Origin of the sequence: Saccharopolyspora elongata, assembly GCF_004348985.1 — a bacterium.
Classification (GTDB): domain Bacteria; phylum Actinomycetota; class Actinomycetes; order Mycobacteriales; family Pseudonocardiaceae; genus Saccharopolyspora; species Saccharopolyspora elongata.
This window is the reverse complement of sequence record NZ_SMKW01000031.1, coordinates 71,961-83,686: the sequence shown is the minus strand read 5'-3', so window position 1 is coordinate 83,686 and position 11,726 is coordinate 71,961. Positions and strand designations below refer to the sequence as shown.

Annotated in this window: 11 protein-coding genes and 1 pseudogene; 8 read left to right on the top strand and 4 right to left on the bottom strand. The window is 68.8% G+C overall.

Annotated elements, in window-relative coordinates:
• Positions 1-2: 2 nt before the first annotated feature.
• From merB to E1288_RS23005, 3 genes and pseudogenes are all read right to left on the bottom strand, one after another.
• Positions 3-203, bottom strand: a pseudogene (merB, locus tag E1288_RS23015) (organomercurial lyase); the annotation flags it as partial.
• Positions 169-291, bottom strand: a complete 123-nt coding sequence (locus tag E1288_RS50420) for a MerR family DNA-binding transcriptional regulator (protein WP_165968217.1) — start codon at positions 289-291, stop codon at positions 169-171. The pseudogene merB and the gene E1288_RS50420, both read right to left, overlap by 35 nt.
• Before the next feature lie 225 nt (positions 292-516).
• Entirely contained in the window at positions 517-2,358 is a 1,842-nt protein-coding gene (locus E1288_RS23005; RefSeq protein WP_235883749.1) for an APC family permease, read from the bottom strand.
• 330 nt (positions 2,359-2,688) lie between these two features.
• On the opposite strand from E1288_RS23005, the gene E1288_RS50415 reads away from it, so the two are divergent.
• The 8 genes from E1288_RS50415 (at position 2,689) to E1288_RS22965 (ending at position 9,543) form a co-directional block, all read left to right on the top strand.
• Complete coding sequence (locus E1288_RS50415; protein ID WP_132488322.1) at positions 2,689-2,901, top strand: sigma factor; 213 nt, start codon at positions 2,689-2,691, stop codon at positions 2,899-2,901.
• Complete coding sequence (locus tag E1288_RS22995; protein WP_132488390.1) at positions 2,901-3,131, top strand: DUF2188 domain-containing protein; 231 nt, start codon at positions 2,901-2,903, stop codon at positions 3,129-3,131. Before E1288_RS50415 ends, E1288_RS22995 begins: the two co-directional genes overlap by 1 nt.
• 347 nt (positions 3,132-3,478) lie before the next feature.
• Positions 3,479-3,775, top strand: coding sequence for a hypothetical protein (locus E1288_RS22990; RefSeq protein WP_132488320.1), 297 nt, complete (start codon positions 3,479-3,481; stop codon positions 3,773-3,775).
• A gap of 80 nt (positions 3,776-3,855) precedes the next feature.
• Positions 3,856-4,830: a TIGR03557 family F420-dependent LLM class oxidoreductase gene (locus E1288_RS22985; protein ID WP_165968220.1), complete on the top strand. Its 975-nt coding sequence runs from the start codon at positions 3,856-3,858 to the stop codon at positions 4,828-4,830.
• Between the two features lie 142 nt (positions 4,831-4,972).
• Positions 4,973-5,566, top strand: a complete 594-nt coding sequence (locus E1288_RS22980; protein WP_235883748.1) for an MnhB domain-containing protein — start codon at positions 4,973-4,975, stop codon at positions 5,564-5,566.
• 206 nt (positions 5,567-5,772) lie between these two features.
• Positions 5,773-7,188: an MFS transporter gene (locus E1288_RS22975; protein WP_132488314.1), complete on the top strand. Its 1,416-nt coding sequence runs from the start codon at positions 5,773-5,775 to the stop codon at positions 7,186-7,188.
• Positions 7,189-7,414: 226 nt separating this feature from the next.
• On the top strand, positions 7,415-8,161 hold the full coding sequence (locus E1288_RS22970) for an alpha/beta fold hydrolase (RefSeq protein ID WP_132488312.1): 747 nt from the start codon (positions 7,415-7,417) through the stop codon (positions 8,159-8,161).
• Positions 8,162-8,325: 164 nt separating this feature from the next.
• Positions 8,326-9,543 carry a hypothetical protein gene (locus E1288_RS22965; protein ID WP_235883746.1) on the top strand — a complete coding sequence of 406 codons (1,218 nt, stop codon included), beginning with the start codon at positions 8,326-8,328 and terminating at the stop codon, positions 9,541-9,543.
• Between the two features lie 91 nt (positions 9,544-9,634).
• Here E1288_RS22965 and E1288_RS22960 read toward each other — a convergent pair whose 3' ends face one another.
• On the bottom strand, positions 9,635-11,575 hold the full coding sequence (locus E1288_RS22960) for an aconitate hydratase (protein ID WP_132488308.1): 1,941 nt from the start codon (positions 11,573-11,575) through the stop codon (positions 9,635-9,637).
• Between the last annotated feature and the right edge of the window lie 151 nt (positions 11,576-11,726).

Genomic DNA, 11,726 nt, shown 5'->3' with positions numbered 1-11,726 from the left:
ACCTATTCGGCCAGCAGATCGCCGAAGATCCTCTGGCCGAGCAGTTCGGCCTCCGCGGGCGTCAGGACCTCGCCTGGAACGTGGGGGTGCGCTTGGATCCACGTGTTGGCTTGGTGTCGGTCAATGAACACGTTGAGGTAGTCGCAGCAGGTCTCGGCGGATGGGCCGTCAGCTCGCGCGCCGACGAATACCACTGCGGTGACCGGGTTCCACCGGCTGGGGAGTCAGCCCACGTCGCTCGTAGTACCGCAGGGTCTGCACGTTCACCCCGGCCACCTCTCCGCTGCGCATACCCCATCCTCAACCCTGTACCCGACTACGGGGTCAGGTCTCCTCGCGCCTGTCACGGCTTGCCGGTTTCGTTCAGCCGGGTTTGGTCGAGGTCAGCTGTCGTCGCAGGCGCGGCGGCGTTCCAGGAAGACGGAGTCGCGCCACACGCCGTGGCCCTGGTGCTGGGGTTGATCGCCGTGGTCCTCGGGGGGGTCAGGCCCGCTCCCGCCGCACCGTCTGACCGGTTCACCGCAGCGCGGTTTCTGGGGGCTGCCCGGGCTCACGGGGTGAGTTTGAGGTGGAGGCGGCAGACGGCCGCATTGGTGTGGCGGTTGACGGATCTGGCGATGACCGCGCCGCGGTGATTCGTGAGAACCCGTTGCCACCGGGGGTGGGGTCGGAGTTCGCCGATGAGCACGATGATGCGCTCTTCGTCGCGGGAGAGCACGTAGTCGACGATGCTCGGGCCGAGCTCCCGGCGCCGGGATTCCAGCACACCAACGGGACTTCGGGGCGCCACGCGTGCCATTTGCGCAGGATTTCCCGCGCTTCGTCGAGTTCGTCCGGGAAGGTCACGTGGACGGCGACGACATCGCGGCCCATGGACAGCGCGGTGGTGAGGCATTCCGAAGTCAGCCGGGACATCCCGGTGACGGGCACGATCACTGCGCTTCCGGCGCGTTGGGGCCGTTCCGGCAGGGTGTTCGTGCCGATCTTCTCGCCGATGCGGTCGTAGCCGCGGTGCACCGCGCTGAAGCCCAGCACCAGCAGGGGAATGATGAGCACGATCAACCAGGCACCGTCGAAGAACTTCTCCGCGGTGATCACGAGTGCGGCCGCAGCGGTCAGCGTCGCGCCGATCGCGGCCAGCGCGAGCCTGGCCTGCCAGCCGCGACCCTTTTCCCGCAGCCAGTGCCGCACCATTCCGGCTTGGGACAGGGTGAATCCGACGAACACGCCGATGGCGAACAGCGGAACCAGGGTGGTCACCTGCCCGCCGGAGAACACCAGCAACACCCCGGCGACCACGGACAGCGCGAGGATGCCCTGGCGGTAGACCTGTCGGTCGGCGCGCAGGCCGAAGATGTGCGGGAGCAGGCTGTCGGAGGACAACCTGGCCAGCAGGACCGGAAGCCCGCCGTAGGAGGTGTTGGCGGCCAGCGCCAGCAGCACGACGGTGAGCAACTGCACCGCGACGTACCCGAATCCGGTGCCCAGCGCGCCTTCGGTGAGCAACGACAGCAGGGTCCGCCCGTCGGTGGGCCGGGCGTCGAAGCGCTCGACCAGCGCGGCCAGCCCGATGAGCAGGATTCCAAGTACCGCTCCGAGGGCCGCTTCGGCGCGGCGGGCGCGTTTCGCCCGAGGCGCGCGGAAGGACGGGGTGGCGTTGGCGATCGCTTCGATGCCGGTCAGCGCCGCGCAGCCGTTGGCGAAGGCGGCGAGGATGAGCAGCACACCGACGGACTCGGTGATCTCCGGCTGGCTCGGGGCTGGCATTGGTGAGAGGGGCTCGCCGCGCAGGAGGCCGGCGACGATCACCGCGCCGACCGCGAGCACGAACAGCGCTGCCGGTATCGCGAAGACCCGGCCGCCGGTGGCCACCCCGCGCAGGTTCACCACGGTCACGAGCGCGAGCACGGCGAGGCCGACCTCTACCGTCCACGGCAGCAGTGCGGGAAAGGCGGACGTCAGCGCGGCGACGCCGGCGGCGACGGACACCGCGACGTTGAGGACGTAGTCGACGACGAGGGAGGCGGCGGCGATCCGGCCGGCGCGCGGACCGAGGTTGTGGGTCGCGACGGTGTACGCGCCGCCACCGTCGGGGTAGGCCCGGATCACCTGGCGGTAGCAGATCACCAGGACCACGAGCAGACCGACGATGGCGAGCGTGACCGGCAGCGTGAACCCGATGCCCGCGGCGTCGGCCACGGCCAGCGCCAACACGATCGCCTCGGGGCCGTAGGCGGTGGAAGCGAGTGCGTCCAGGCCGAGCGCGGCGATGCCGGTCGGGGCGGTCAAGCGGTGGCGGTCCGCGGCATCCTGGACGGGCGCGAGATCATCGGGTGGGCGGGACAACGTCGTGGTCACGACCGGCACTCTGCGCGCGCGATCAGGCGAGATGGACGGCCGTTGACGGTTTATTGACCCCGAACCGGGCAGCATCGACGCCGCCCATACGGCCAGTGTCCTGCATCACGCCTGGTCAGGAAGTTGTTCTGTGCTCTGACGCGTCTTCCGGTTGCTCGAACCTGACCATCCCGGTGGTAGCGCGCCGTGTCCCGTCACCACACGGCTGACGGCGGCGAGCAGGGCGGTGAGCGGTACCAAGCCCGAGGCCGGCCGAGGTGAGTACGACGCGCTGTTCCCGCTGTTCATCACAATGACCACACTGGACAAGAGGGCCCGAGGTACGCCGCGGTGCGCGACGAGTTGGTCACCGGGCACTTACCGGTCGCCGAGCACATCGCTCAGAGGTTTCGCCAGCGAGGCGGGTCCTACGAAGATCTCGTCCAGGTTGCCACCGTCGGTCTGATCCACGCCGGCCGTGTGCGGTCGCCGCGCGGTTTCTCCCGCTGCCGTGACCGGGTAGCCGAAAACGAGCTCCTACATGTGCAGAGGAGGGATCAGTGATGGCGACCCGCCATGTGGCTCCGCATCCGGACGGTGGCTGGCAGGTGACCGACCCGGCTGGGAGTGATTCGCCGGCGCGTACCACCACCCAGGACGAAGCGGTCTCGACGGCGCACGAGCAACTCGTCCGCGACGGCGGCGGTGAACTGGTCATCCACGGTACCGATGGCACCATTCGCGACAAGCGCACCGTGCCGCCAGGTCACGACCCCTACCCGCCACCCGGCTGAGAATCCGATCCAGGGCGGTGGTTCGGCGGTCCATCACACCGCGAAGGGTCTCCGGGGCCCGGTCGGGTGACGCGACTTCCTTCTGGCGATGGCACCGGTAGCTCGTTCGTACCACGATATGTCCGGCATATGCCGATCACGCGGTCGAAGCCGCACCATGGCACTCCTGTCCCCTCCGCAGACCAGTGCGGCGCGGGGACAGCGGCGGGTGGGTGACCGTGAAACGACGTGGGGGGCGCGTCATCCACCCGTCTTCAACGTGTCTGCCCGGCCCACCTCGTGCGCGGGTTTCGCGTCCCCGGCGCGCGGCCTCAAGTACAGGCCGCCTGACTGCCGATGGGGCAGGTATGAGGTACGGCGGGCAACCACGCGGGACGGTGCCGGATCCGGAACTGCTGGCGCAGGTCCGCAACCTGGCGGAGGTGGCGGCCGGTCTCGCTCCGGCGGCGGCCGCGGCCGCGTTCGAGGTGCTGGTGAACGTGCACGGAAGGGCGGACGTCGAGGCGGCTGTGCGCCAGGTGGCCGGCCTCGAGCGCGCCGATCTTGCCCTGTCGGCAGGTGAGGTGGTGGAGGGCTGCGTCGTGGCCAGCACCGACATTTCCCGTGCCTCCGCTGCCCCTGGTCAGCAGCGTGCAGGCCGGTAAGCCCGCAATATTACTATCCATAGTGGACGGTCCTGGTCGACGGGCGCGTTCCGGGGTGGCGTGCCAGCCTGGGTGGCATGGTGCGATTCGGATGCACGCTGTTGACCGAGCAGTCCGGGCCTCGGGAACTGGTGGCGCACTCCGCGGCAGCCGAGCGCGCGGGCTTCGACTTCGAGGTGATCAGCGACCACTACTTCCCCTGGCTGGACGAGCAGGGGCATTCGCCGTACGCCTGGAGCGTTCTCGGGGCGATCACGCAGGCCACCGAGCGGGTCGAGTTGATGACCTTCGTGACCGCGCCGATCATCCGCTACCACCCGGCGGTCGTCGCGCAGAAGAGCGCCACCGTCGGGCTGTTGTCCGACAACCGGTTCGTGCTCGGCGTCGGCGCCGGGGAGAACCTCAACGAGCACGTCGTCGGGCGCGGCTGGCCACCGGCCAACGTGCGGCACGAGATGCTCACCGAGGCGCTGCACATCATCGGCGCGCTCTTCGACGGTGGTTACGTCAACCACGCCGGTACGCATTACCGGGTCGATTCGGCCAAGCTGTGGGACTTGCCGTCGCAGCGGGTTCCGGTGGCCACCGCGATCTCGGGGACGCAGTCGATCCAGCAGTTCGCGCCGTTGTCCGATGCGATGATCGCCGTCGAACCGAGCAGCCGGTTGTGCCAGGAGTGGGATTCCGCCGCACCGAACGGCGCGTCCCGCAAGATCGGGCAGATTCCGGTCGCGTGGGGACCTGACCGCGACGCGGCCGTTGCGCGCGCCTGGGAGCAGTTCCGCTGGTTCGCCGGGGGTTGGAAGGTCAACGCCGAGCTGCCCGGCCCGGCCGCGTTCGCCGCCGCCACCCAGTTCGTGCGCGCCGAGGACATCACGGCCAGCATCCCGTGCGGTCCCGAGGTCGCTCCGATCGTCGAGTCCGCGGCGGCTTTCTGGGAGGCCGGCTTCACCGACATTGCGCTGGTCCAGATCGACATCGACGCGGACCCGTCCGGGTTCTTCGACTTCGCGCAGCGTCAACTCCTCCCCGCGCTGCGTGAAGCCGCGCCTTGAGCATCGGCTCGGTTCGACTGTCCTCATGGGACACATAAACGTCTCGTGCGTGGCGATTGGCGCTCGTGATTGCCGGGGTACCCGGTGCGGACAACGTGTTCGGCGCGCTGAGCAGGTGCGTTTCCGCGAGCAGGAGCCGACGGTGCCCGTGCTGCCCCTGACAGCCCTGGCGGGATACGTGCTGACGCCGCTGGTGCTGCTGCTCGGCGCGGACATGCTCGTGCACGGCCACCTCACGCCAGGCGGCGGCTTCCAGAGCGGAGTCGTGCTCGCCACCGGCGTGCACCTGCTCTACATCGCCGGTGATCTGCCCGCGCTGCGCCGGCTGCGCCCCCTGGCCTGGTGCTATTACGCCGAGGCGCTCGCGACGGCCTTCCCCGATGTCGCGGGCGCATTTGCCCTCGCTGCCGAGCAAATGCGCAACGGCGCCGCTTACTCCGCACAGGTGCTGGGCGATGGCGGAAGCGCCGTGATCCCGGTCGCGGCACCACATTGGACCGCTACCGGGATCGGGTTGTCGTTGCTGTCGACCGGATTGGCCGTCGTCCTCGCCGCAATGGCGGTTCGCCCGCCGCCCGTGCCTCGCGTGCTGCGCCCGCTCGGGCCGATTTCGCGGCGCTGCATCGACGTCCTGCACGAGGTGCACTCCGGACACGCCGGCGACTACGTCGCCTGGCTGCTGCTCGGCGTCACGGTCCTCGCTGCGCTCGTCGCCGTGCCCGTCGTGCTCGGCTGAGCACATCGACCGAAGTGTGGGCGAAAACGAAGCGGGGTAGTTCAACGAAGACGACTCCCGGCGGCTCCGGTGTGGGCGGAGCGGGGAGTTTCCCGTTCAGTGGGGGTGTACGAGGCAGGAGGGCCGCTCGCGACGGTCTACCTGGAGGCCCGGATCCTGCGCTTCCCGGTGCAGCAGTGAGCCGTTGATGCGGGTGGGGGCTTGGTATGGAGGCGTCCGGCGGACGGCCTGATCGGCACGGCAGCCGTCGTGGCGAGCCGAAAGCGACCATTGTGGACGAGCGGCAGGCGAAGCGGGCCGTCGCCGCGGCCGCCATCGGCAACACGATGGAATGGTTCGACTTCGGCGTCTACAGCTACATCGCCGTCGTCATCAGCCAGGTCTTCTTCCCGCCCACCAGCTCGACCGCACAACTGCTGTCCACCTTCGCCACGTTCGCGGTGGCGTTCCTGGTCCGGCCGCTGGGCGGGTTCTTCTTCGGGCCGCTCGGCGACCGCATCGGCCGCCGGAAGGTGCTGGCCACCACCATGGTCACGATGGCGTTGGGGACGCTGGCGATCGGGCTGATCCCGAGCTACGCCACGATCGGCATCTGGTCGCCGGCGCTGCTGCTGGTGGCCCGGCTCGTGCAGGGCTTCTCCACCGGCGGCGAGTACGGCGGCGCGGCCACGTTCGTCTCGGAGTACTCGCCGGACCGGCGGCGCGGATTCATGGCCAGCTGGCTGGAGTTCGGCACGCTCGCCGGTTATTCGCTGGGCGCCGCGCTCGTCACGGTGCTCACCGTCGCGATGACCCCGCAGGACCTCACGACCTGGGGGTGGCGGATCCCGTTCCTGGTGGCCGGCCCGCTCGGGATCATCGGGCTGTACCTGCGCTTCCGGCTGGAGGAGACGCCCGCGTACCGCAAGACCTCCGGCGACGAGCAGCCGCAGACGGCGGCGACCTGGCGCAGCCTGCGCACCATCTTCGGCGGCCACTGGCGGTCGATGCTGAAGTGCATCGGGCTGGTGTTGGTGTTCAACGTGACCAACTACCTGCTCACCGCTTACATGCCGACGTACCTCTCGGCCGTGCTCGGCTTCCAGCACACCAGCTCGTTGACCCTGGTGCTGGTGGCGATGGTGCTGGTGATGGGTCTGATCGTGGCGCTGGGCCGGTTCTCCGACCGCATTGGCCGGCTGCCCATCGCCGGGTTCGGCAGCGTCGCGCTGATCGTGCTGTCGTTCCCGGCGTTCCTGCTGATCGGCGTGGGCAGCGTGGCGGCGGTGCTGGGCGGCTTGCTGATCATCGGCCTGACGCTGGTCTGCTTCAGCAGCACGATGCCTTCGACGCTGCCTGCGCTGTTCCCGACCGAGATCCGCTATGGCGCCGTGTCGGTCGGCTTCAACATCGCGGTCGCGCTGTTCGGCGGCACCACACCGCTGGTCGCCGAAGCGCTCGTCGCGGCGACCGGCATGAAGTCCGTTCCGGCGTTCCTGCTTGTCGCCGCCGGAGCGGTGGGCCTGGTCGCGGTGCTCTTCACGCGCGAACCCGCCGGGCGCGCGCTGCCGGGGGCGCGGCCGACCGCGACCGATCGCGAGGAGGCGGAGCAGCGTTTCCGGGAGAAGCGCGACCAGGAGTGAGGTTGACCTCGCGGCTGATTCGGGCAGGCAGCAGCTGCGGCATGGCCGCGATGCGTTCCTGACTGCCGCGCGGGCGGACGGATTCAGCCAGGGTCTGTGTTTGTGTTCCCGATCTCAACGGCCGCGCCGGTGCGCTCAAATCGTCCCTGTCTCCCGCAGCGGGCCCGGATTCCTCGTCTGCGCAGGACAGGGCATGCCGAGCCTTGACGTGGGGTAGCCCCAGCAGATGGAGATGGAGCAGGAGTTCACCGACATCGGAGGAACCGTGCTGGCGTCGTGGCGCGTTGCCGGCGAATCGCCACCACTCGTGTGCCTTCATGGGGCTGGGGTGTCCAGCAGGGAGATGCTCCCCCTCCTCTCAGCACTGCACGGCAAGCGTGCGGCGTGGTCGGTGGACCTGCCAGGCTACGGGGCTAGCGAGCCGGTGCGCGCACCGATTGAGATCGGCGCGTTCGCCGACGCTCTTGTCCTGTTCCTCGGCTCCACTTTCGCTTCTGCTGTCCACCTGGTGGGTTGTTCCTCGGGCTGTCAGGTCGCCGTTGATCTGGCCGTGCGATATCCCGAACACGTTCGCGGCTTGGTGCTGGTAGGCCCCACGGTCGATGCCAGGGCCCGATCGTTCCCGCGTCAGCTTTGGCGTTGGGTGCGCAACGGCGTCCACGAGCCGCGTGGACTGGGAGCCCTGGTCCGCCGCGACTACCGGGATGCCGGGCCACGACGGGTAGCAGCAGCGTTTCGGGCAGCCCTGTGCGATCCGATCGAGGACAAGCTGCCGAAGGTTCAACAGCCAACGTTGGTCGTGCGCGGCGAGTACGACAGGATGGTTCCGAACGACTGGGCGGAGGAAGTCACCCGCCTGCTTCCCCACGGGAGACTGCGGACCTGGCCAGGAGCCGCTCACATGGTTCCCTTCGCCGACCCGTCCGGTCTGGCCGGCGCACTCGATGAATTCGTCTCGGAGGTGCAGCGGTGAAACCTGGGCGAGCGGTGGCCTCCTTCGACTCGACCACGGGTCTCCTCCGAGGTCTGTCCCACTACCTAGCCGGTAGCGATGCGCCGTTGCTCGGCCAGCTACCGGGTGCGCTCGAGCCGGTGATGAGTGCTCTGATGTCGGGCGTCAACCGGATGCCGCGTGGGATGGCTGATCGCGTGTACGCCTTGAGCGGCATTTCGGAGGCGATACCGCAGCGGCGGCTGAGCGAGGTGAGCTCTGATGCGCTGGCCGAGTGGATCGCCGAGCACTACCCCAAGCGCCAGTACCCGGTCATCTTCCTCGGATCCTCCAACGGAGCTGCGGTACATCTGGCTGCCGCGCTCGATGCTCCGTGGCTTCCGCAAACGGTCTTGCTTCCGGTGCGCAGGAGTGGGGTCGACCGAGACGCGCCCCGTGCGGAAATGGCGGCGGGCCGTGAAGCGGGGCGGCAACTGCTCGATGCGAATCCCCATCTGGGGCTGCACCACATGCACGACCCCAACCAGGACCGGCTCATGATCACCGGCATGTCCTACTTTCGCGTGAAGTGGCTGCGACTACCGGACGCGTACCGGCGCTTCATTCGCGAACGGCTAGCACCCGGCGGAGTGGTCGTCAGCGTCGAGTGCGGCCTGCAGTGGCCAGTAACCGAAGTCGCAGCACGCCACCACTTCCAGTTCGGCGCCCTCGGTGGTGCCACCGAAGACGAATACCATCACGGCGGACCGCGGGTCGCGGACTTGCTCCGGCGTTACGGTGCCGTCCGTCGTCGCTGGGCTCCGCCTCCGTGGGACGCCTACCAGCCCGAAGCCGAGTGGGGTTTCGAGGAGTCCTGGCTCGCGGACCTGGAAGGCGTGGTGCCAGAACCGCTGCGCCGGGTGCGTTTCGATCACCCCGAGCGGATGAGCCCGGTGGTCGCCGAGGTGTACCGCGCCTGGTACGAACAGAACGGGATACCTACCGAGCGGCTGTTGTTCGACTGCTTCCTCCTGGTCGAGCCGTGGTGGACGGTGCGAACGGGATCGATACCCTTCTGGCTTGCCTTCAACTCGGAGAACTCGCTCAGCGCAGCGCACTCCTACTTGGACCGAACAGGGGTACCCGACGAAATTCGCCTGATGCTCTTCTCCCACGGGACGGAGTCGATCGGACTCGCGCCGATCGACAGCTGGGAGAAGCTGAGCGCGCGCGCCCGCAAAGTCGGCGCACTCGTCGGAGTGGACCGCAAGGCATTTCCCAGGGATTTCGCGGTGTTCGCCCGAGCCCACCGTGAGCTCGCACGGACGCGACACCTGTACCCGATCCCCGCGCCGATGCCGTGGGAACGCGCTGAAGACGTGATGCGCCGGCACGTCGACCACACCTTCTCCGTCGAGCCTTAGCTCAGCGCCTTCTTCTCGCCACACAGGCTTGATCTCGCCGGGTGCGGGGAAGGACCGGTGAGGCGTGAACCCCGCGACGGTCACCCGCGGTTCAGGTGCGGCGAGAGGCCAGCAGCGGGATCACGCCGCCGGCGAGCACGGCTTCGACCTGTTGCGGCGAGAGCCGGTGGCGCACTCGGAAGGATCGGTTGCGCGTGGTGTTGCGCACGGTGATCTCGTCGCCGGACGGTAGCGCGCTGCGCAAGTCGTCGAGGCGGAGCACGTCGTCGACTCCGATGTCCGCGTAGTCGCCGGGATCGGTGAACTCCAGCGGCACGATCCCGAAGTTGGCCAGGTTCTGCCAGTGGATTCGCGCGAAGGACTTCGCGATCACGACTCGCAGGCCGAGGTAGCGGGGCGTGATCGCGGCGTGTTCTCGCGATGAACCCTGGCCGTAGTTCTGCCCCGCGATCACGATGTGGCCGTCGGGGTGCTCTCGGGCGTGGCGGGGGTACGCGGTGTCGAGTCGCGCGAACGTGTGCTCGGCGAGCGCCGGGATGTTCGAGCGCAGCGGCAGGGCGCTGGCACCCGCCGGGGAGATCTCGTCCGTCGAGACGTTGTCCCCCGCTTTGAGCAGGACCGGTGCCGCCAACTCGTCGGACATCGGCGGGAAGTCCGGTAGCGCCGAGATGTTGGTTCCCTTGATCAGCTCCACTGCCTCCGCTCGTTCCCGGGGGAGGGGCGGAACGAGCATCGCGGTGTTGACCGAAGCCCGCTCCGGCAACTCGAGCTCCGGGTAGCTCTGGCCGAGGTCGCGGGGGTCGGTGATCACGCCGGTGAGCGCCGATGCAGCCGCTGTTTCGGGGGAGCACAGCCACACCGAGTCCTCGCGCGTACCTGACCGGCCCGGGAAGTTCCGCGGGAACGTGCGCAGCGAGTTCTTGCCCACCGCGGGCGCCTGCCCCATGCCGATGCAACCCATGCAGCCGGACTGGTGGATGCGCGCCCCGGCCGCGATCAGGTCGAACGTGGCGCCCGTGCGGGTCATGTCTTCGAGGATCTCCCGGGAGGTGGGGTTGATGTCGAAGCTGACCGAGTGGTCGGTCTGGCGGCCGCGGACGATCGCGGCGGCGATGGCGAAATCTCGCAGGCCGGGATTGGCGGACGAGCCGATGACGACCTGGCTGACTTCGGTGCCGGCGACCTCGCGCACGGGCACCACGTTGTCCGGCGCCGAGGGCCGGGCGATCAGCGGCTCCAGATCGCTCAGGTCGATGTGCTCCTCGACGTCGTAGGCGGCGTCGGGGTCGGCGGCCAGGGGTGTGAAGTCGTCCTCGCGGCCTTCGGCGCGCAGGAAGGCCCGGACCGCCGAGTCGGCGGGGAACACCGTGGTGGTCGCGCCGAGTTCGGCGCCCATGTTGGCGATGACGTGCCGGTCCATCGCGGAGAGACCGGCCAGCCCGGGGCCGTAGTACTCGATGATGCGGTTGACGCCACCAGCGACCCCGTGCCGGCGCAACATCTCCAGGATCACGTCCTTCGCCGATACCCATGGCGGCAGCTCCCCGGTCAGCCGCACGCCCCAGATCTCGGGCATCCGGATCCGCAGCGGCTCGCCGGCGATCGCCAATGCCACTTCCAGGCCCCCGACGCCGATGGCGAGCATCCCCATCGAACCGGCAGCGCAGGTGTGGGAGTCGGAGCCGGCCATAGTCTTCCCCGGCACACCGAAGCGCTGCATGTGCGTGGGGTGCGAAACTCCGTTGCCGGGCTTGGAGAACCAGAGGCCGTAGCGTCGGCTGGCGGACCGGAGGAACTCGTGGTCCTCGGCGTTCTTCTCGTCCGCCTGCAGCAGGTTGTGATCCACGTACTGCACGCTGACCTCGGTGCGGGCGCGCGTCAGCCCGAGAGCTTCGAGCTCCTGCATGACCAGCGTGCCCGTGGCGTCCTGGGTCAACGTCTGGTCGACGGCGATCGCCACGTTCGATCCGGGCGACAGATCGCCGTCGACCAGGTGCGAGGCGATGAGCTTCTGGGCGAGGTTGCGGGCCACTCGACGACTCCTTCCCAGCACGGATGGGCGCAACGAACTACCCGGCGCGTCGATCTGCGAAACAACGGCTGTCGACCAGGGCTTTTCGCCCTCAGTTTGTGGTCTGTCCTCCACGGGCAGCCCTGTAGTGCGTTTCCCGGAGAGCGGACGA